The sequence below is a fragment of the Paenibacillus sp. RS8 genome (assembly GCF_041956825.1).
In the GTDB taxonomy this organism is placed as follows: domain Bacteria; phylum Bacillota; class Bacilli; order Paenibacillales; family Paenibacillaceae; genus Paenibacillus_AQ.
The window spans coordinates 2,980,747-3,002,135 of record NZ_CP168131.1 but is presented as its reverse complement, the minus strand read 5'-3'; the positions used below and the strand labels follow the sequence as shown (position 1 = coordinate 3,002,135).

Below are 21,389 nucleotides of genomic sequence, written 5' to 3'. Positions count from 1 at the left end.
CTAGCATCAGCCCCCGATCCAGATCCACGCTATAGCTGCGCAGACAGCAACAAATATTGAAGAACAGAGCATCATCATCCGCGAGGTCTGAATAATATCATCCGGCTCCATAGATCGTACCGGGTCACCCATGTATGCCCGGAAAGAAGCCACACCATGGTACACGTTCTCGCCACCGAGCCGGATACCGAGGGCGCCTGCAACAGCAGATTCTGGATAGCCGCTATTCGGGCTTGGATGGAGTCGTGCATCCCGCTTCACCATCTGCAGGCATCTCCGCCAATCCAGATGAAGCACCCATGCACACAGAGCCAAGAGCAGTGCCGTTATCCGCGCTGGAATAAAGTTGGCGACATCATCTAACCGAGCGGATGCCCAGCCGAGATCACGGTATTTATCATTCTTATATCCCACCATGGAATCGAGCGTGTTGACTGCCCGATAAGCCATAGCAAGCGGCGCGCCACCGATGAGCGCGTAGAACAATGGAGAAATAATCGCATCGACGATATTCTCTGCTACAGTCTCCACCGTGCCGCGCACAATTTCCGGGGGATCTAGTGTGGTCGTATCACGTCCCACGATCATCCCCAGAGCCTTGCGAGCTGCAGGAATATCACCTTTACGGAGTTCCACGTACACCGCCATCCCTGCATCCTTTAGCCCCTTGGAGGCAATCGTGGTTGAAATCAGCCATGCCTCGGCTATCCAGACGAGCCAAGGTGAGATAAACGACAACAGCCATAGAAGAATGGCAGTCAGTGCCCAAGCGCCGCCCGCCACACACAGCGGAAGTAATACCCCCGCTCTTCGCAGGCTTTGCGGACGGGACCATAGAAGGCGGATCACCCGCTCCAGAGCCGTGATCGCTTTGCCCATTCCAATTACGGGATGGGGCAAGCTGCGCGGGTCACCTACAATCCGGTCAATCACATAAGCCGCAAGCAGTACCAATGCGATTGTCACAGGCGATCACCTCTGAACAATTTCCAACATCTCCAGCGATTCCAGCGATTCATTCTCATTAGCTGTCCTTCCTTGCCTGCACCGACAGCAAACTTCCTGTCACAGCGCTATACACAAGGCGGCCGATAGCGCCCCCCAGATCGGTAGCTGTTCCGGCGTAGACATGCTCTGCATTGTATCGCCCGCTTTGGCTCACAGCCAGTACGATCGCATCCGTAGTTGTTCCGGTTGCGATCAAGCCATTCTCGGGATCGGTAATCCCGAGATCAGCCAGAGCAGCAGCTTTGGCTTCGACAGCTGTCTGCACAGCATTGACCATGGCCGCCGGTGTCAGGCGGCCATCAATACCTAACATTATGTTAATCGTACCCGGGCGATAAACAGTCAGCACATTGCGTTCCACACCAGCGCGCGCAGCATTTCCTGCGGCTGCAGTAACGCAAACAAAAATCCCCGCGGAGCCAGTGTCTTCTTCAGCTACCGCTGCATGCTCAAGCGGTACAGCCGTCATCAGACCCGCACAGCCAGATAATGAATACCCCCAATTGCGCAGCTTATTCTCCATATCCTGAACTGGATCACTACATTCATAATTGCGGTCAACATATAAATTGACAGCCCGCTCTAGCCGATTCATTCCTCCACCATAGAACGCACTCGATAAACCATCTGCTTCAGCAGGCAGCTCCAGTAGCAGATGGTTTCCCTTCCACTGTAAAGCAAGCCCTGGCCAGATAGCCGAATGGTACTCTTTTACGCCTCCAGCGAGGTTAAATGGAATCTTCACTTGCACCATTTCCCGATCCAGCTCCTTTCAACGCTCATCCGTTTCTTTAACCAGCTCCACGGCCGCTCTTTCTATTCCCAGCCCTCTCACTCATCTATCGCCTATTCCTCTAATTCAGCAAATACTCTATATCCACCTTAGCATCTGTCCCTCAACCCATTTATTGCACTTTGTACAACAGATTTAGCTAGATACACTGGCAAAATTCATTCTGTTGTAATTCGTGCAATAGAATGTCACGTAAGGGTCTGTTTCGCGCCAATTTTCAAAATTCTATTGTACAGAGTGCTATAGAATCGAATTTCTACTCCTTCTAGGCGTATTCTGTTGTACAAAATACAACAGAATTCACTTTCGAGGGTATCCATCAAAAAACACCTAATCAAAATCTATCACAACCTTGAGCATGCGAGCTGAAGCATCCAATCCGGCCTCAAACCCTATTCTTTTGCGCTACATAGACCACTTAGCAGTTTACTCTCAGCCTTCTGCGCAACATGAATCACTCAGGCAGTTGACTCCCAACCATCTCCGCTGCACCAATCATGTAAACGGTACCCCATCAGCACCCTCCGCTGCACCAGTCACTTCCCCGCCAGAATCTTCCCCATCTGATTCAGCAGTCGGACATTATCTTCATGTCCCTTAACGGCAACCCGGATATGCTCTTCCCCTAAACCTGGGTACATAGCGCAGCTGCGCACCAATATACCGGCGCGCCCAAGACGGGTCTGCATCTCCGCCGCGCTCCATGACGAAGGCAGACCACAGAGCAGAAAGTTGGCTTCTCCTGGCGGCACATCGCAGCCCAGCTGCATAAGGCCTTGCCGCAGCAGCTCACGCTCCGCCTTTATCAGCTCTCGCGTGCGACGCTCATACTCGTGCCCACACTCAAGGCAGGCTTCACCGGCTAGCAGCGCCAAGCCGTTCACGCTCCAAGTGACCTGCTTTGCGGTCATCGCCTTTGCAAGCTCTGGATGCGAAATTGCAAACCCGAGACGCAGTCCAGGAATCGCGTAAAATTTCGTCATCGACCGTACCAGTATCGTATGCGGAAACTGATCCAGCTCCGGCAGCAGCGTATTCCGTTCAGCCTCTGGAATAAAATCAATAAAAGCTTCATCCACAGCTAAATAAGTTCCGCAGCTCTCTGCCTTCTGCGCTAGCCAGCGTAGTTCATCCACCGCATACTGAACGCCATTAGGATTGTTCGGCTGTCCAAGGAACAGCAGCTCAACCTTCTCCAGCAGCCCGGCAATCTCGTCCACTCCAGCTCGAAACTGCTGTTCCCTTGTGCCCTGAACAGATAATACTTCTGCGCCGAATTGCACAGAAAGCTGTCTATACTCAGAGAAACAAGGTTCTACGATGCCCACCCTTTTCGGGACGATCGCAAGCAGCAACAATGCCATAGATTCTGCTGCTCCGTTACCTACGGTCAACCAGCTACTATCTATACCGAGATCCTCTGCTAGCAGGCTTTTGAAGCGTCGGTGTCCAGGGTCCGGGTAAGCAACCACCGTAGACAATGCTGTTTTAAGCAGCTCCAAGACCGCCGGTGGAGGCCCGAGAGGATTGATGTTGGCACTGAAATCGAGAAATGTGCCGCCAGCTTCCTCATATAGTTCCGAAGCCGTTAGCAAATCACCGCCATGGCCGTATTTTTCAAGCATATTTACACTCCCTCTATCAACTATCTCCTGCTCAATATGTATGTCTTTGCCACCATTATTGCGTCTTTGCCGGAAATACGTCAATGCTTCCCCGGAGGAATCATCTGAATAACCCAACTACACAAACCCTTATTCAGAACTACGAAGCTATCTCTTTTGTTAAAAAACCGCTTTTAGTTTAAAATGAGAACTGTAATCAATTTTGCTGCAACGGAGGAATTCACTATGCTTTTTATTGATAACACAGGGATTACTGACGCATCCATCAATTTGGCGATTGAGGAATATGCGCTGAAACACTTGCCGATGGACGAGAGTTACCTGCTTTTTTATATTAACAGCCCATCTATCATCATCGGTAAACACCAGAATACGATTGAAGAAATCAATCAGGAATATGTTAAAGAAAATGATATTAAGGTTGTGCGTCGTTTGTCCGGCGGTGGAGCTGTCTATCACGATCTCGGAAACTTAAACTTCAGCTTCATTACCAAGGACGACGGCCAATCCTTCCATAACTTTCTGAAATTCACCCAGCCGGTGATCGACTACTTGCAAAGTATGGGTGTAAACGCTGAGCTTAGTGGCCGGAATGACCTTCAAGTCGGCGAACAAAAAATTTCCGGAAACGCTCAATTCTCCACACGTGGACGCATGTTCAGCCATGGCACATTGATGTTCGATCTCAATTTGGATAATGTACAAGCCTCACTGAAAGTAAATCCAGAGAAATTCAAATCCAAAAGCACCAAATCCGTACGCAGTCGCGTAGCCAACATCAAAGAGCTGCTAGGTACAGATATGACCATTGAAGAGTTCCGCTCCGGCTTGCTGCGTTCGATCTTTGGCATGGAGCCATCCGAGGTCCCTCAGTACAAACTTCAGGAAGCAGACTGGGTCAAAATCCACGAAATCTCCAAAGAGCACTATCAGAACTGGGATTGGAACTACGGTCTGTCACCAAAAAGCAACGTCAAACACACACGCAAATTCCCTGCTGGAATTATTGATATTCGTATGGATATTGAAGATTCCCTCATTAAGGACATCAAAATCTACGGTGACTTCTTTGGGGTTGGTGACGTAGTCGATGTTGAAAATGCCCTTCGTGGCAAACGTTATGACGAGGCTGAAGTTAGAGAAGCATTAGCTCATCTAGATCTGAAGCATTATTTCGGACGTATTGAACCGGAGGACTTTATCGGACTGGTTTTCTTAGAGGAATAGTTATACAAAAATAAAGGGGCCTGCTTATCCTCTGCGCAATTTGCGTAAAGAATAGACAAGCCCCTCTTTCATATTCATTTTAGTTCAAGGAGAAAGTATAAATACATAGACAACGAACGCTAGAGTCAGCATGATGCAGATGTTCTCTACGGCTCCACCTTTTTTCGTGCCTGTACTCATTAGCTTGAGACGCAGCTTAAAGGGGATTGGCGGCAATGGTGTAATTCCTCTTTGAGTAAGGGAGTCTGCCAGTAGATGAAGTGCATACGACATACCGCCAGCTATCCATAGACTGCCACCGTCATTTATACCGGCTGAGGCGAAATACAATAAGGCGCTCCAGCCCGCAACACCATACAAGGTATGTGTCAGGCCACGGTGCGGGACAATCGATGAAACGACGAGCACGCACGCTGCAATGTAGTTCCATGGATCATAGGCTTCCCCGAAGGCAAAGAGTGCTATGGCGATTAAAATCATGACCAAATGGCGCAGCTTTCGGCTTGGAAGGAATGATACACTACCTACAAGCAATGCCAGCACAATATTCCAAGGGCGTTCCACGATTCCGGCAAAATAGAGATATATTGCCGCGCCTATCAAAGCAATTTGCAGCGCTCTCAATAGAAACTCTGGAATCGCCTTGCGCACGAGCAGCGAATTCGGTTCATCGATATCAGGCAGCAAAGAGCTTAACGCTGCGACCGCAATAACTGGAATCGTAATCTCGTGTGACATCAAACTCATTACAGATAGGGTAACCCCAGTGCTGATTATTAAATGGGATCTGCCCATCATGGTGAAACCGCTCCTTTCTAAGATGCGAAAAACAAGAACAAATGTGCGGTTATCGAAGTATATCAAGACCCTGTTTTTTTGTCTAGCCTAATCCCTTAAATCCCTTTAAATATAAGCCTTTGAGCGATTCCTATCTTGTCCTCCCCATGAATATAAGATACAATTTGGACAACTTGACCTTGTCGTTCTTACAAGGACGGCATTTGCCGAAGAGAGGATGACCTTAGAAGTGAAGCGTTCCCGTATGGCCGATTTCAGCCTGCTACTTGTGGCGATGATGTGGGGATGCACCTTTCTGATTGTTCAAAATGCTGTCAAAGTGCTCCCTCCACTCGCGTTTAACAGCATCCGCTTTACAGGTGCTGCCCTGTTGCTGGCTCTAATCACTTTTATTTTTTACCGCAAGGAGTGGAAGCAGTTAAGCTTCCGCATGGTACGCGATTCTCTGCTGCTAGGCCTTTTTTTGTTTATGGGCTATGGCTTCCAGACCATGGGACTTCTATATACAACCACCTCCAATACCGGGTTTATTACCGGTCTATCGGTCGTATTGGTTCCGTTTCTCTCTCTGGCGCTACTAAAGCATGCCATTTCACGTTACACTTGGTTCAGCGCGGCGCTTGCCGCAGTAGGTCTTTACCTGCTGACCTTCACAGGCTCTGCTTTGTCCCTGAATAAAGGTGATGCTCTTATCCTGCTATGCGCCATAGCTTTTGCGCTACAAGTCGCATATACTGGCGTTTATGCACCTCATTATCCGGCTTTGCCGCTGGCAACCTTGCAGCTCGCCTTCGTTGGACTGTTCAGCATTGTCGCTTCGTTTATCTTTGAAGGAGCTGCACCGCTGGCACATAGCGCAGAGCTTATCAAAGACCCAGACGTTCTCTGGGCACTTTTAATCTCTATTGGCCCTACCAGCGCTTTTGCTTTCTGGATTCAAACCGCCTGCCAGAAATACACTACGCCTTCCCGGGTAGCCATTATTTATGCCACAGAACCTGTATTCGCTGTGCTGACAGGCTTAGCCTTTGGCGGAGAAACGCTTGGTATGTCCGCTCTGCTCGGTTGTGGTTGTATTCTGGGAGCTATGCTTATGGCAGAGCTGAGTCCGGAACCGGGTCAGAATCAACATAAGAAGAATTATTTTTCCAAATTACATTTATTTAGAAAGAGATAAGGAGAGAGACAAATGTACAAATTGATCGCAATTGATATTGATGACACTCTAATTAACGATGACAAGGAAGTAACTCCCGCTACACAGACTGCGCTTGAAGAGGCTGTAGCCGCTGGCGTTGTTGTAACCCTTGCTACTGGCCGAGCTTATGCTTCTGCACAAGCCATTGCCCGTCAAACTGGACTTAACGTGCCAATCATCACTTACCAAGGCGCACTCGTTAAGAACTTGCTCGATGAAAAGGTACTATATGAGCGTTACGTGCCACAAGATGCGGTACACAAGCTGTTCACTTACTGCGTGGAGCATAATCTGCATTTGCAAACTTACATTGACGACAAGCTGTATGCCCGTGAAGACAACCAGAAGATTAAAGATTATACAGACCTGAACAAAACACCATATTATATTGAACCAGATTGGGAGAAGCTTGTCCCGCAAAAAACACCAAAAATGCTGATTATCGATGATCCTGCATTCTTGGATGAGCTGGCTCCAATTCTACGTGAATTGCTCGGCGATTCCGTGCATATTACCAAATCCAAACCACAATTCCTAGAAATCATGCATCATGAAGGAACCAAGGGAATTGCGCTTGAATTCCTAGCCAATCATTTTGGTTGTGATCTCTCCGAGACTATGGCTATGGGTGACTCTTGGAACGATCATGAAATGCTGGAGGCTGCAGGGCTTGGTGTTGCTATGGCTAACGCTATTCCTGCGCTGAAGGAAATTGCTGATTTCGTGACCCTAAGCAACAATGAAGATGGCGTAAAATACGCGATTGATAAATTCATTCTCAATAAAGTGAACTAAATCGGCTGAACTTAATAGTTTTATATACGTTAAACTTAAGATTTTTCTATTAAGGTAAGTGCGTGACTGCGGGGAATTTTTGGACTTCCGGCCGCTGTTGTCACCAGATTTCTTTGATTATATACCGTGTTTCACGGTTGAAATCCGGTGACAGCTTATGCTTCCGATGCGAGCTTTCCTTTGGAAAGCTTTCAGGCGATCGCTATTGCTCCTACAGTTCCAAACTTCCCCTCCGTCGCTTTTCCCTTTTTAGAATGTTTTAAAGTTCAACTTATATAGAGTTAAAGTTCAATCTATATAAACTCACATTCTTAAAAAAGGGTGCTGTAACGTCATGATATCTGACGTTGCAGCACCCTTTTGTTATTTCAGTAAGCTTGGAACTCCTGTAGATGCAAACTCCATTACCTCATGCCCGCTCTCGCCAGCTTCTTCCTCTTCCAGCTGTGAATAGTACAAGCCATGATATCTTCCTTCCGCCGCAAGCAACTCTTCGTGGGTACCGCTCTCCACAATTTCACCGTTCTCCATCACTAGAATGATATCGGCATTCTGAATCGTAGATAGACGGTGGGCGATAACAAGTGTGGTTTTGTCTCCCATTAGTTTACGAATCGCCTGCTGCACCAGCTTCTCCGATTCATTATCAAGCGCTGCAGTAGCTTCATCTAGTAGCAAAATTGGAGAGTTCCTAAGAATCGCTCTTGCAATCGATAGCCGCTGACGTTGTCCACCGGACAGGCGTGAACCTTCCTCACCGATATCTGTATCGAGGCCCTCCGGCAACTCCATTACAAAATCATAAGCATTTGCTTGTCGCAAAGCTTCCAGAATTTCTTGCTCACCTGCATCCGGATTTCCATTCCGAATATTATCACGGATACTTCCCGTATACAGCCCGGACTCTTGCGGCACATAAGCAAAGTGACTCCTAAGCTTAGCAAGACTCATTTCACTTATCTTCTCATTATTTATAAGTACTTCACCCTCATCAGGTTCATATAACCCAAGCAATACTTTAAAAAGCGTAGATTTCCCTCCACCACTCGGTCCCACAATCGCCATTTGAGCCCCTTTGTGAAGCTCTAAGCTGATCTTGTTCAAGCTGTGTTTCTCTGCTCCCGGATAAGAGAAGGATACCGAGGACATGACCATACGCTCAAATTCAGGCTGCTTCGTCACTGCTTCGGGTAGAGCCTTCACTTCTACAGGGCTATCCAACACTTCAAAGATTCGTCCCGCCGCCCCAAGTGATTGCTGCATCGAATTGATCAGTCCTGGTAATGCCGAGAACGGCATGACTAGATAATTCATGAGCTGTATGAAGGCAATCATCGCACCGACCTCAAGGGATCCTTTGGCCACAAAATAACCAGCCACGACCAGCGCAAGAAGAAACGTGAAGTTTCCTAAAAACGACGAGAATGAGCCGGTAGCTCCCTCAATTCTTCCCCTCTTCAACTCTTCGGAAGTAATATTTTCACTATGTTCCTGATACTGCTTCATTAGTCTGCGCTCGATGGAAAAAGATTTAAACACCATACTACTACCTAGAATGTCATGCAAAAAAGAAGTAATCTTGCTCATATGATTCTGAATCCTCACACTGTTCTCACGCATCGCTGAACCGAAGATTTTTCCCGTAAGGAACATCAAGGGCCCCATTGCAAAACAGATCAGAGCCAGTAGCCAGTTAATATAGAGCAAATAACCAAAAGCCGCGAGAGCAAGCAAAGGGTTACGGATCAGATCAATCATTACCTCGCCGGTAGCATTACCCACAGATTGATTATCATTAGTAAAGCGGGACAATAAATCCCCGGAATGATTACGGTCAAAATAAGACTGAGGAAGTGCTAAGGAATGCCGCATCATATCCAGCCGCAGCTCATTTCTGATCTTGGCAGAGATTTTATTTTTGAGATACCGATCGATGAAACCGTTAATTGCACTCACTAATAAGTAGATTAAACCGAATATAACCAGCCCTTTAAAAGCTTTGACATCGAGTCTAACCGCAGCATCTGTAATCACTGAGAGCAGCCAAGCAATCGTTAGATCCAAAACAATCCCAAATAAAGTCGTAAATAATAAAACCGTATATAAGAGCTTATGCCTTAACATGTATGTACTTAATCTTGAAAAAACACCCTTTTGCTTCAAAAAATCAGCCCTCTCCCCCTAAAATTCCACGCCTCTAACCTTCGCAAACAGCTTGCTGTCATGTATTTCCCCATCTAGCCCAAGGCGCTCTCTCCGTAAAATACCCTCCAGTGTATACCCTGCACGCTCAGCAACTGCAGCACTTTTGATATTTCGTGCACTACACCGAATCTCGATGCGATTAGCTTCTAATTCCCTGATAGCAAAATCGGTGATTCCGTTCACCGCTTCAGTCATATAACCTTTGCCCGCGCAGGAGCTTCGAATCCAATAACCAATTTCAAAATTTCGCAGTTCCCAGTTTATACGATGCAGGCCACTGCAACCGATAAAACTACCCGTAGCCTTATTAAAAATGCGCATATGCAGCTGATTACGTTTTAAAAAATCCAGCCTAGCCTCACGTGTGAATCTCTCCGATTCATCCAAAGTCGGACTCGTTTGAGCAAAAGGCATCCAAGGTTTCAATTCCTCTAAACTTTCACCTATAGCCACATTCATACTAACGCCATCCCCCCACAAAGGGGCACGAATAAGCAGACGCTCGGTCTCAAAGCTCTCAGGAAATTCAATCAGGATCGGATCCATAGGATTAGCCACTTGGAACTCCCCTTTCCATTGTTGATAATTATTCTATATCTGTAAATATAAGACGGTAATACTTTCTGATTATAAAGTATAAACATGCTTCTGAATACTGAATGCAATAGATATCACAAAAGGGACAGCAAACGGCTGAATTTGCCCGAATGATGTCCCCCTTGTATCATAGAAAAGTCACACCTTAAACCAAATCATTGAGGTTTCTAGTTAAATCGCATATATATTGTTGTTGTCTTTTTCATGTATACTATAACCAGTTTGACTATCTTAACAAAAATAGAGGAGTAACTTCACAACATGATCAAAAGACTTACTGCACTATTTTCTATTCCCTCTTATGCCTTACTCTTTTTGTGTATGCTACTGCAGGGAATGGGGATTTCACTCAGCACACCCTTCTTATCCATTTATTTCACGGAACAGCTTGGCGTATCTGTCGGGATGTTTGGTATTTTTCTAGCTACCACATTAGTTGCCGGCATATGGATTAGTACGCTTATCGGGAGACGCTCTGATCTCGGCTTGAATCGAAAACATATTTATCTTGTTGCCACGCTCTGTAATGCACTGGCTTTTGGCGGGTACTTGCTCATTCAGGATTTTACGATCTTGTTCATCTACATGATTGTGTTCACCGCTCTCGGTGCACCAGGGATGCCTCAACTGTTCGCCATTGCTAGAGAAGCAGTGAATAAGAGTGATTTTACGGATACAGCGTTTGCGAATTCTACCTTGCGCTCTGCTTTCTCTCTCGGCTTTATTACAGGCCCTTTAATCGGCACCCTGCTAATCGCTGCTGTTGGGTTTAAGGGGATTTTCTCGGGTACAATCGGAGTTTTCCTGCTTGTTGCCTTACTCGTTTTCTTATTTCTCAAATCAAATACAGAGCTGAGCAGCAACAAGGCTGAAGTAAAAGTAAAAAGCTTCCGGCTCGTTCAGAACCGTAATATTCTGCTGCCTTTTCTGATTCTGATACTCATGTATGTAGCGCACTGGACAAGTAGCATTAATACAGCCCTCTTTATTACAAACAATCTAGGGGGAACGACAAGCGATGTCGGTCTAGTCAGCAGTATATGTGCTGCGCTGGAAATTCCATTTATGATTATGCTAGGTCTACTCAGTGCAAAGTACAGTAATCGATCCTTGATGATGTGTGGGGCGATTCTAGGCGGCGCTTATTATCTCGTTGTCATTCTCTCTGGCGCGATGTGGCAGATGCTTGCAGCCCAAGTTCTACTCGCCGTTTTCGTTGCTGTTATTTCAGCGATTGGCATTAGCTACATCCAGGATCTGCTTCCAAGCATGCCTGGGTATGCATCTACACTGTACTCTAATTCATCCACGATCGGCAGATTGATTGGCAGTCTTGTTGGCGGGGGATTAGCCACTCTTGTAGGTTACCGGTATTCATTCGTACTCTGTTTTGTACTCATCACTATTGCCTTAATCATGCTTGCGGTAAGCGGACGTCAACCTGTACATGAATCAGATAAATTAACCGTTTAACCTGTTTATTGGCTCTATCTTTGTCCTGTAAGCCCTTCTCTTCTAATGTGAAGAGAAGGGCTTTTTGTGTAGTGGAATTTTCGTACCTGTCTGTGCCAGTGTAACATTCTCCGGCAAAATATATGACTGTCTCATATCCACATCATGCGACATATGAGTATATACTGCCTTTGTAGGCTTAACGATTTGCAGCAGCTCCGCCGCCTCCGTCATATCGTACACAGAACGAGTGGATAGCTCTGCCGCTTCGTAATAGAAGCTTGTACCAAGGACCAGCAGGTCGGCTCCATGCATCAGACGTGTCTCCTCAGCCCCAAGAGATATGGAATCAGGACAATACACCCATGTGTAGTCCTCCTTCTCTAGCCGAAAGGCGTACGAGTATCCATTCTTCCCATGGTTCACTTTCCAGGTATCTATCTTCCAGCCGTCCAGCTCTATACCTTCATCACAGGGAATCATCTCGATGTGATTTCGCAGCCAAGGGTATTGCCGCTCGATAATGGGAATGACTTCTGCTGGAGTATAAAGTTCACCCTTAATGCCCGTCCATCGACAAGCATCGGCCCATTCCGGCAGCCCGCCAATATGATCAAAATGAGCGTGAGTCACCAGCAGTCTTCGCATATTCCGTACTCCCTGCGCCTCCATCTGACGTCGCCAGTCTGGCCCGCAATCAATCACTAGAAAGTCACTGCCATTATCTATAAGTACAGAGGAACGCAGCCTTATATTGCTTCCCTGTTCCCTTGCTTCTGTGCAGGTCTCGCAGCTGCAATATACCCGAGGAACACCCATGGCATCCCCAGTACCCAAAAACACCAACGTATCCATAGCCCATCTCTCCTTCAGTTCCCATCAAGGTAGTCTTAAATTATTATATGTCTATCTTAAAGATGCTCACCAAAATATCCCCACAAAGTGAAGCTTTGCTTCGATGCGTACCCAGGTACTTTGCGGGGGCCCCAAATATATACTTTCGTCAAAAAAGTCATCCCTTAAGCAGTAGCCCTGCTAGGATGACTCTATTTTTACACCTCTACCTATATTCCTGCAAGTACCTGATACCAAATTCCCCGCTTGGAATAAAGCGTGCTTCGCACCTCATCCCAGCCGCCTAAATAATTAATATCGAAGAGGCCCGCTGGATCGGGGTAGCGGCTTTTGTTCTCTGCATAGACCTGTTTATCTACGGGGCGAAAACCATACTTTGCGAAGATTTCTTGTGCCTGAGGGGTTATCAAGAAATCAACTAATGCTTCTGCCGCCGCGCGAGTCCCATGCTCATCCGCATACTTCTCTACGACAGCTGCCGGGTTCTCAATCAGAATTGTATTTTTAGGAATAATGACTTCATATTTAACTCCCTGAGCAATCCGGGCCAGCAGTTCATTCTCATAGGTGACAATGACATCACCCACTCCATACTCGAAGGCAGCCATTGACGCACGTCCGCTCTTATCCAGAGATTCCACATTGGCATGTACACTTTCCAAAAAAGCTTTGGCTGCTGCCGGATCCTTAACCCCCTCTTGCTCCTCTGACAGCTTCAGACCAGCCCCATAGATCGCGTTGATATCCCACTGCGCACCACCGGATGTTTTGGGATTTGGGTATAACACTTTAACCCCTGGCTTGGCTAAGTCCGCAAAATCATAAATTCCTTTGGGGTTTCCCTCACGGGTACCAAGTGCGACTACCGAACGTGTCACCATGCCTTGTTCACCCTGCTCTTTCCACGTTGGCGCTACGAGTCCAGCCTTAACCAGCTTCTCGACATCACCTTCCATGGCTAGCAGTGTAACATCCGCTTCGAATCCACCCACAATTGCACGTGCCTGTGTTCCGGAAGCTTCATAAGACTGCTGAAAACTAATCTCCTGACCAGTATCCGCTTTCCACTGTGCTGCAAATAACGGTAAAATATCTTTCATCGCATCCTTAGCCACACTGTATGCGCCAACGACCAACGTGACATCCCCTGGCTTAGAGGGATCTGCCATCGTCGTAACCGCCTTCTCATTCCCGCAACCGACTGCCGCCAGCGTGAGTATGGCCAGCATTAGGGCAGCAAAACATCCGTGCAGTTGTCTGCTCCTTATGAAATTCATTGCGGCCCACATCCTTCGAGATAATGATTTTAAAGTCTCTTTAAAAGTAGCTCCAATGATTAAGCCAAGTTCTAGTAACCAACGTTCGGTATTTGCCGTAATTACGCGGAATGTTTGGACTTCCACTCCATTACTCTATACCAATACTTCAGTTACTCTAAACCTAGCTCATCACATTCGCTACTTTCAAAAAAATTGAAAATCATTTTATTTATTTTTAAATAAAAATAGGCATCGGATCTTCTTTCAGGTTGTTCTCCTGGATCCAGCTTCGCTCATCATTAAACAGGTAAGCCCGGTGCACTAGGACTGAGATGTCCTGCCCCGGCTGTAATGTTTCTTTCTCCAAGGAACGGTAAGTGACCAGCTTATGACCATTAACTTCAACCTCAACAAGCCATTCACTTCCACGGAAATGCAAATGCTTTACGACCCCTTTTTCCGTAGCTGAAGCCATCTTGAACTCATGCAGGTTACCCACTTCAATATACTCAGGACGAATAAGTGCCTTGGTAGGTTTACCGTCTCCAGCGCCTTTAAAGCCCTTCACCTCAGAAGCATCTTCAATCAGTGTCGACTCCCCGATAAAAGTTGCCACAAATGGTGTTTTAGGCTCCTTATAAATATCCCAAGGTGTACCCTTTTGTTCCAACTGTCCTTGGTTGATGATCATAATCTCATCTGCTACTTCTATCGCTTCGTCTTGGTCATGCGTTACAAAGATCGAGGTGATACCTACACGCTCAATCAGCTCACGTAGCCAAGCACGCAGCTCCTGACGGATCTTCGCATCGATAGCTGCGAACGGCTCATCTAAGAGCAGTAGCTGTGGCTCAGGTGCGAGCGCACGAGCAAAAGCCACACGCTGACGTTGTCCACCAGATAGCTGATGCGGATAACGCTTCTCGAAGCCTTTTAACCCCGTAAGCTCCACCAGTTCCATAACACGGTCACGAATCGCAGTTTTGCTGGCCTTTTTAACTTTTAATCCAAACGCAATATTATCAAAAACAGTCATGTGCTTAAATAATGCATAGTTCTGAAAGACGAAGCCGATCCCGCGCTCCTGAGGAGGAAGATTGTTAACTGTCTGACCATGAAAAATAATCTCGCCATTATCCGGTGTTTCCAGCCCGGCAAGCATACGCAGAATTGAGGTTTTACCGCCACCACTCGGGCCAAGCAGTCCGATCAGATGACCTTTTGTAATGGTGAAATTGACGTCCTTGACCGCATGAAAATCTCCAAAATGCTTATTTAATCCCCGCACTTCAACATGCATATTACTGCACTTCCTTTCTTCTCTTGGTCCATTCCATCAACAACAGTAGACCTGCGGAAAATGCAGCCAGAACTAGCGCTATTCCTCCAGCAGCCGTTACATTAAAATTCTCAACATCCTGATAGACTAGCGTCGTTGCCGTCTGGGTTTTGTTCATAATGTTACCCGAGACCACGAGCACCGCGCCGAACTCTCCTAGTGAACGCGCCACCGTAAGGATGACCCCATACACAACCGCCCAACGAATCGAAGGCCAAGTCACCTTCCAGAAAATAGTCCAGCCACGAGCGCCCAATGTAGAAGCAGCTTCCTCCTGCTGTGATCCAATCTCCTGTAGCACCGGCATCACCTCACGCACCATTAAAGGAAAGGTTACGAACAAGGTGGCAATGATCATTCCGGGAATCGCATAGACGATCTTCAGCCCAATCCCTTCAAAAATCGCACCCAATGCACTATCTGGACCCAGCAACAGGACAATCATCAGCCCGCCAATAACTGGGGACACAGCATAAGGTAAATCAACAATACTGTTAAGCAAGCCCTTTAGACGTCTATTTATCCAGTTCGCCCGAACAAGATACAGAGCCATCATAATTCCGAACAAAGTATTTAATAACGTTACTACTATCACAACAAGCCCAGTCATCATAAGCGCATGCAGCGCTTCAGGCCTAGTCAGAGCATTCCAGAAACCACCGAATCCTTCACTAAAAGCACCTATAGCCATTTTTCCTAGGGGTGCAGCTATTAGCAAGAAAAACACCAAGTAAGTGAGTCCGATCCACAATTTTCTCATGAGCGTCTCCCCCTCATCTGCAGCATATTAATGAGCCAAAGAATGAGAAAAGATAAGGTCAAGAGAATGACAGAAACCGCTGCTGCGGAAACCGGATTATCACTTTCAACTTCACCAAAAATAAAAACAGAAGATACGAGAGTACGACCTGGAATATTGCCTGCTACGAGGACTACAGCACCGAATTCAGCAAGTGCCCGCGAGAAGGCAAGCATTCCACCGCTGATCATCCCAGGAGCCATAGAGGGGAGAATAACATGCCAGAAGACTCTAGTTCCCTTGGCACCCATTGTATAAGCCGCTTCCTCCTCGGAAGGATCAAGTTCCTCCAGTAAGGGCTGAACCGCTCGAATCACGAAAGGAAAGGTTACGAAGACCATAGCAATTACAATTGCCGGCTGATGAAAAACAATTTCAAAACCAAGCGCTTCTGCAGCCTTGCCGATAAGACTACCAGGCCCGAGCAAGAGCAAAATCATCAAACCACCAACTGCTGTCGGCAGCGCAAATGGCAAATCCACAAGACTGTTAAGCAATGCTTTACCCATGAAATGATAACGAATAAGAACCCAAGCAATCATTGTTCCTAAAAAGACATTAATTAAAGTAGCGATGATCGCCAGCTTTAAGGTTAACAGCACCGACTTCCAGGCAATCGGGTCGCTTATGCTTTCCACAAAATTACCGAAACCCAGTGAAAAAGAGTTGTAATAGACCCCAAGTATAGGCAGCACGATCAATACTACAAAATAGAGCAAAATTGTCGTTCGGAAACCCCAAGTCCAACCTTTGTGTCTAAGCAGCGAATTCAATGATTTTGCCCTCCCACCTCCGGCTAACCGGTCGGTATACTAACCAACAACTTCATTAATTATTCCTATTTATATACTTGGTTTTATAATATTACTACTTTACCAAATCCTTCTCGCTGCCGTCAATTACTTTCAAGTGAATTTGGGGTAAAATATATATAATAAAGTATAGGAAAAAGTGGCACATCACAGGAAGGGGAATGATTATGCTGCATACACTGGAGATTACTACAACGAAACGGGATGAATTACGGGATATTACTCGTGAAGTCATTTCTTTTGTGAAAAAAAGCGGAGTGCAAAGCGGTGTGATCGTAGTTTATTGTCCACATACCACCGCAGGAATTGCAATCAATGAGAATGCAGATCCTGACGTGAGGCATGATGTTCTGATGCGTTTGGATGAAGTCTACCCTTGGGAGCATCCGAAGTATCGGCATGCTGAAGGCAATACTGCTTCACACCTTAAATCTATTACCACAGGACCTTCCCAAAGTATAATTATCCATGATGGTGAAGTATTACTCGGACGTTGGCAGGGTATTTATTTTTGTGAGTTCGATGGACCAAGACGAAGACAATGTTTCTTAAAAATTATTGAGGGATAAACAATATACAAATGGCCGCTCCGTTATGCCCCGGAGCGGCCATTAAAATATAACTAGAATTAAATATTACTTTGACCAAGCAGAGAAGCAGTGTTATACCAATGCACAGCTTTAAAGTATAAACTTATAAAAAAAACAGCATGTTAAAGGCTGCGACATAAAACCTTGATATGAGCTGATGCTGCCTCTTTTACATCCTCAAATGATACTTTATCTTGGATATAATAAGAAATAAATCCGTGAGCGGATAAGAACAAGGTTAGCGGCACGTTCTGCCAATCCTCGGACACATATCCCTCTTCCTTCATATGACGGCGTACAATACTTGAGAATAAATCAAAACATCGTCCCTGCTCTGCTCTACAATAAGCCAGTAGCTCTTCATCACGAATCATGAACATAATCTCATATTGATAAGGATGATCTATTCCAAACCGTATAAACTCCATAATCAGCTGCTCTACTCGAGTCATGCCTTCTTCAGGTGGCTTATTCATTACTTGGCTCAGTAAAGCAGCCACATGATTAAAATCTTCGACAACAATGGCGTAGAACAACTCCGCCTTCTCTTTGAAATGATAATAGAGAGAGCCGTGGCTGTACCCCAAATGCTGACCGATGCTTCGCATTGAAATCGCTCGATACCCTTTGGTAATAAACAGATGCCTAGCGGCCTCTAATATTCTTTCCCTCGACAACTCCTGCTCCACTGCTCTCCTTGCCATATACCTAATCCCCTTCGCTGTAGTAAATCCGCCGCCCTTCCGTTACCAAGGCTTGCCCTTGGGTTAGATCTGTTATCCATGCCATAAATGCGTCTCCCTCATCATTTCGCGGTAAACATAACAACGTTACTTTATCGGTGAACAAAGTCTCGCCGGTTTGAATACCTCTTCCCCGAAGTTCGTTCTCAACCTTGCCTAGCCAAGTGTACTCAATTTCTACGAATACCTCTCGTCTTAGCACACGGGTGATCACTTCTCCTGCTTCTAGCGCAAGCACTGCTCCATCCGTATAAGCTCTAATCAGCCCTCCGGCACCCAGCATAATGCCTCCGAAATAACGGGTAACAACAATTGCGACATTTTTAACTCCCTGGTTGCGAATTACTTCCAAAATCGGTTTGCCGGCTGTTCCACTCGGCTCCCCGTCGTCCGACTGCCTCTGGATTTCGTCTCTCTCCCCAATCACATAAGCAGAACAGTTATGCGTTGCGTCCCGATGTTTCTTCTTAATGTCTTCGATAAACAACATTGCTTCTTCTTCATTCTCAACCGGCATAACATGACCAATGAAGCGAGATTTGCGGATTACGACTTCCTTGGAGCCGGAAGAGCGCACCGTCCGATATTGTTCTAACATAATTATTCCAGTCCTTATATACATATGATGTCTTCATATAATGTCAGGAGCAGTCCCGGTATTGGATTACCTATGGACTGCTCCTGGTGACTTACACTAGTATGAATGGTCTCTAAAATACTGCTGCAATACTATTCTGTAAGTCTTGCTTCCAGCTCTGCCTTTTCTTTTTCGTAACCCGGTTTGCCAAGCAGCGCGAACATATTCTTCTTATATGCTTCCACGCCTGGTTGGTCGAATGGATTAACACCGAGCAGGTAACCGCTGATGCCGCAAGCTTTTTCAAAGAAGTAAACCAAATAACCAAATGTGTATGGTGTTTGATCAGGAATAGTAACGATAAGGTTAGGTACTTGACCATCTGTATGCGCAAGCATTGTACCTTGGAAAGCCTTCTTATTTACGAAATCCATAGTCTTTCCTGTTAAGAAGTTCAAGCCATCCAGATCATCTGGATCGTTCTCAATGGTCACATGATGAGCCACTTGATCTACTTGGATTACCGTTTCAAAGATATTACGGTTACCTTCTTGGATAAATTGACCCATGGAGTGTAGATCCGTAGAGAAATCAACGGAAGAAGGATAAATACCTTTGAAATCCTTACCTTCGCTCTCGCCAAACAATTGTTTCCACCACTCGGATACAAAGTGTAGGGAAGGCTCATAGTTAACGAGAATTTCAGTTGTCTTACCTTTACGATACAGAGCATTACGAACTGCAGCATATTGATAAGCTTGGTTAGTAGCTACATCCGGATTATTGAACTCATCCGCAGCGGCAGCAGCACCTTGCATCATCTCTTCAATGTTAATACCTGCTACAGCGATTGGAAGCAAGCCTACAGGTGTCAATACGGAGTAACGTCCGCCTACATCGTCTGGAATGATGAAGGATTCATAACCTTCTTCAGTAGCCAATTTCTTAAGGGCACCTTTTTCCTTGTCTGTAGTAGCGTAAATACGTTTGCGAGCTTCTTCCTTGCCATATTTCTTCTCCAGAGCTGCGCGGAAAATGCGGAAAGCAATAGCTGGCTCAGTTGTAGTTCCGGATTTGGAGATTACGTTCACGGAGAAGTCTTTGCCTTCTACTAGATCAAGCAAATGCGTGATGTATGTAGAACTGATGTTGTTACCCGCGAAATAAACTTCTGGAGTTTTGCGCTTATCTTTAGAAAGGTTATTGTAAAAAGAATGCGAGAGCGCTTCAATCGCTGCGCGTGCTCCCAGATAAGAACCACCAATACCAATTACAATCAGTACTTCGGAATCGCTCTGGATCTTCTTGGCAGCTTGCTGAATGCGTGCGAATTCTTCCTTATCATAAGCTGATGGAAGATCAATCCATCCAAGATAGTCGGAACCTACACCAGTCTTATTATGCAACTGTTCGTGTGCTAACTTAACTGGGGCGGCAAGGTTGTCAATTTCTTGTTGGTTGAAGAAAGAAAGGGCTTTGGTGTAGTCAAAATTAATCTTCTTAGACATCGGTAATGGAAACCTCCTGTTTATCTCTTTAAATTTGAAACCGCTTGTTACAACTTTATAATTAGGATACTTTAATTTGCCTTGACTGGCAAGGTCTTAGGGCACATCCCGGGCTTTAGAACCAAGTTTTCGAAAGTTTCATGGAAGCGTTTCCCGCGTCAATAGGCATGGCCGAGCTGTGGTGCTAGCCTAAGTGCCGTGATAGAATGAAGAAAACGGAAGGTGGCTATACAAATGAAACAAATCGGTTTTATCGGACTTGGAACAATGGGAGCGCCAATGGCTTCCAACTTGCTTCGCGGCGGCTTTCAGGTGACGGTGTACAACCGTACGGCAGCTAAATGTAAACCTCTTGAAGCAGAAGGTGCTCAGACTGCTCTTACACCACGTGCTGCCGCTGAAGGTAAGGATGTTATTATTACCATGATCAGTAATGATGATTCGGTTCGTGAAGTGTTTTATGGTCAGAATGGGATTCTCGATGCGCTTAAGCCAGGCGGCTTGATTATTGATTCCAGTACCATTTCTCCAGGACTAGTTCACGAAATCGCCACTGCTGTAGAAGCTCGCGGCGGACATTTCCTAGACGCACCAGTAACTGGTAGCAAACCGGCAGCTATTGACGGAACCTTGGTGTTCATGGTTGGAGGCAGTGCTGAAGTTATAGAACAGCATCGCGATATCTTCGATACTATGGGCCGGCTACTCCTGCATATGGGCGACAACGGTAGCGGTGCTGCAGCGAAGCTGGCACATAATGCAATGGTTGGCATTCACAATGTCGCTCTAGCTGAAGGCTTCTCCATCGCTGTCAAATCCGGTGTGCCTGCCGATAAATTCCTGGAGCTTGTTAAGAATGGCTCTGCGGGCAGCAAGCAGGCCGAGCTGAAGGGTCAGAAAATTATCGATAATGATTTCAGCAATCAGTTCTCTCTTGGTCTTATGCTGAAAGATCTTAAGCTGGCTTCCTCGCTAAGCGACTCCACTGGCGTGCCTACGCCTATGCTCGGTGTAGCTAAGAGCATGTTTCAGGCAGGATTCAACCACGGCTTCGCTGATGAGGATCTGTCCGCAGTGGTCAAATCCTATGAAGAATGGATCGGGCAGAAAATCGGCAGTAAAGCAGACCAGTAATAAATACAAGATTCATATCGAAAAAAAGGATTATCAAGCAAGAGCGGCTTCGGCGTCCTTATCAGGACGATAAGC

The 21,389-nt window shown here is 46.2% G+C and carries 20 protein-coding genes; 6 read left to right on the top strand and 14 right to left on the bottom strand.

All coding sequences use genetic code 11. The features are described from left to right. Positions 1-6: 6 nt before the first annotated feature. The 3 genes from cbiB to cobD all read right to left on the bottom strand — a co-directional run bounded on the left by cbiB (position 7) and on the right by cobD (position 3,426). Complete coding sequence (gene cbiB, locus ACDZ28_RS14870; RefSeq protein WP_042124956.1) at positions 7-966, bottom strand: adenosylcobinamide-phosphate synthase CbiB; 960 nt, start codon at positions 964-966, stop codon at positions 7-9. A 58-nt stretch (positions 967-1,024) separates the two neighbouring features. Further along, positions 1,025-1,762 carry an adenosylcobinamide amidohydrolase gene (locus ACDZ28_RS14865; RefSeq protein ID WP_375105062.1) on the bottom strand — a complete coding sequence of 246 codons (738 nt, stop codon included), beginning with the start codon at positions 1,760-1,762 and terminating at the stop codon, positions 1,025-1,027. Positions 1,763-2,337: 575 nt separating this feature from the next. Then, positions 2,338-3,426, bottom strand: coding sequence for a threonine-phosphate decarboxylase CobD (cobD, locus tag ACDZ28_RS14860; protein WP_375105356.1), 1,089 nt, complete (start codon positions 3,424-3,426; stop codon positions 2,338-2,340). 225 nt (positions 3,427-3,651) lie between these two features. Here cobD and ACDZ28_RS14855 point away from each other — a divergent pair, with 225 nt between their 5' ends. Then, positions 3,652-4,653 carry a lipoate--protein ligase gene (locus tag ACDZ28_RS14855; protein WP_339291262.1) on the top strand — a complete coding sequence of 334 codons (1,002 nt, stop codon included), beginning with the start codon at positions 3,652-3,654 and terminating at the stop codon, positions 4,651-4,653. Positions 4,654-4,737: 84 nt separating this feature from the next. Here the strand turns inward: ACDZ28_RS14855 and ACDZ28_RS14850 are convergent, their stop codons facing one another. Then, a complete protein-coding gene (locus ACDZ28_RS14850; protein ID WP_042124949.1) occupies positions 4,738-5,451 on the bottom strand; it encodes a metal-dependent hydrolase in 714 nt (237 codons plus the stop codon). 244 nt (positions 5,452-5,695) lie between these two features. Here ACDZ28_RS14850 and ACDZ28_RS14845 point away from each other — a divergent pair, with 244 nt between their 5' ends. Continuing rightward, positions 5,696-6,628, top strand: coding sequence for a DMT family transporter (locus ACDZ28_RS14845; protein WP_375105061.1), 933 nt, complete (start codon positions 5,696-5,698; stop codon positions 6,626-6,628). A 12-nt stretch (positions 6,629-6,640) separates the two neighbouring features. Beyond that, positions 6,641-7,444, top strand: coding sequence for a Cof-type HAD-IIB family hydrolase (locus tag ACDZ28_RS14840; protein WP_042124947.1), 804 nt, complete (start codon positions 6,641-6,643; stop codon positions 7,442-7,444). A gap of 363 nt (positions 7,445-7,807) precedes the next feature. On the opposite strand, the gene ACDZ28_RS14835 is transcribed toward ACDZ28_RS14840, so the two are convergent. After that, positions 7,808-9,568, bottom strand: a complete 1,761-nt coding sequence (locus ACDZ28_RS14835; RefSeq protein WP_375105060.1) for an ABC transporter ATP-binding protein — start codon at positions 9,566-9,568, stop codon at positions 7,808-7,810. A gap of 57 nt (positions 9,569-9,625) precedes the next feature. Further along, entirely contained in the window at positions 9,626-10,195 is a 570-nt protein-coding gene (locus ACDZ28_RS14830) for a GNAT family N-acetyltransferase (RefSeq protein WP_375105355.1), read from the bottom strand. A gap of 312 nt (positions 10,196-10,507) precedes the next feature. On the opposite strand from ACDZ28_RS14830, the gene ACDZ28_RS14825 reads away from it, so the two are divergent. After that, the gene (locus tag ACDZ28_RS14825) at positions 10,508-11,719 is read left to right on the top strand and encodes a sugar efflux transporter (protein ID WP_042124945.1); all 1,212 of its coding nucleotides are present in this window, start codon (positions 10,508-10,510) and stop codon (positions 11,717-11,719) included. A 42-nt stretch (positions 11,720-11,761) separates the two neighbouring features. Here the strand turns inward: ACDZ28_RS14825 and ACDZ28_RS14820 are convergent, their stop codons facing one another. The 5 genes from ACDZ28_RS14820 to cysT form a co-directional block, all read right to left on the bottom strand. Continuing rightward, complete coding sequence (locus ACDZ28_RS14820; protein ID WP_375105059.1) at positions 11,762-12,553, bottom strand: MBL fold metallo-hydrolase; 792 nt, start codon at positions 12,551-12,553, stop codon at positions 11,762-11,764. A 209-nt stretch (positions 12,554-12,762) separates the two neighbouring features. Then, positions 12,763-13,830 carry a sulfate ABC transporter substrate-binding protein gene (locus ACDZ28_RS14815; protein ID WP_375105058.1) on the bottom strand — a complete coding sequence of 356 codons (1,068 nt, stop codon included), beginning with the start codon at positions 13,828-13,830 and terminating at the stop codon, positions 12,763-12,765. Positions 13,831-14,047: 217 nt separating this feature from the next. After that, positions 14,048-15,112 carry a sulfate/molybdate ABC transporter ATP-binding protein gene (locus tag ACDZ28_RS14810; protein WP_042124940.1) on the bottom strand — a complete coding sequence of 355 codons (1,065 nt, stop codon included), beginning with the start codon at positions 15,110-15,112 and terminating at the stop codon, positions 14,048-14,050. 1 nt (position 15,113) lies between these two features. After that, positions 15,114-15,911, bottom strand: a complete 798-nt coding sequence (locus ACDZ28_RS14805) for a sulfate ABC transporter permease subunit (RefSeq protein WP_042124938.1) — start codon at positions 15,909-15,911, stop codon at positions 15,114-15,116. Beyond that, positions 15,908-16,723 (bottom strand): sulfate ABC transporter permease subunit CysT, encoded by an 816-nt coding sequence (cysT, locus tag ACDZ28_RS14800; protein ID WP_042124936.1) that lies wholly within the window; start codon positions 16,721-16,723, stop codon positions 15,908-15,910. Before cysT ends, ACDZ28_RS14805 begins: the two co-directional genes overlap by 4 nt. A 206-nt stretch (positions 16,724-16,929) precedes the next feature. On the opposite strand from cysT, the gene ACDZ28_RS14795 reads away from it, so the two are divergent. Further along, positions 16,930-17,331 (top strand): secondary thiamine-phosphate synthase enzyme YjbQ, encoded by a 402-nt coding sequence (locus tag ACDZ28_RS14795; protein WP_076118089.1) that lies wholly within the window; start codon positions 16,930-16,932, stop codon positions 17,329-17,331. A gap of 143 nt (positions 17,332-17,474) precedes the next feature. Here ACDZ28_RS14795 and ACDZ28_RS14790 read toward each other — a convergent pair whose 3' ends face one another. From ACDZ28_RS14790 to ACDZ28_RS14780, 3 genes are all read right to left on the bottom strand, one after another. Beyond that, positions 17,475-18,056, bottom strand: coding sequence for a TetR/AcrR family transcriptional regulator (locus ACDZ28_RS14790; protein WP_042124932.1), 582 nt, complete (start codon positions 18,054-18,056; stop codon positions 17,475-17,477). Positions 18,057-18,060: 4 nt separating this feature from the next. Then, positions 18,061-18,693 (bottom strand): YigZ family protein, encoded by a 633-nt coding sequence (locus tag ACDZ28_RS14785; protein ID WP_076118091.1) that lies wholly within the window; start codon positions 18,691-18,693, stop codon positions 18,061-18,063. Positions 18,694-18,824: 131 nt separating this feature from the next. Then, positions 18,825-20,180, bottom strand: a complete 1,356-nt coding sequence (locus ACDZ28_RS14780) for a glucose-6-phosphate isomerase (RefSeq protein ID WP_042124930.1) — start codon at positions 20,178-20,180, stop codon at positions 18,825-18,827. Between the two features lie 234 nt (positions 20,181-20,414). Between ACDZ28_RS14780 and ACDZ28_RS14775 the strand changes: the two genes are divergently transcribed. Next, on the top strand, positions 20,415-21,314 hold the full coding sequence (locus ACDZ28_RS14775; protein WP_076118093.1) for an NAD(P)-dependent oxidoreductase: 900 nt from the start codon (positions 20,415-20,417) through the stop codon (positions 21,312-21,314). The last annotated feature ends 75 nt before the right edge of the window (positions 21,315-21,389 follow it).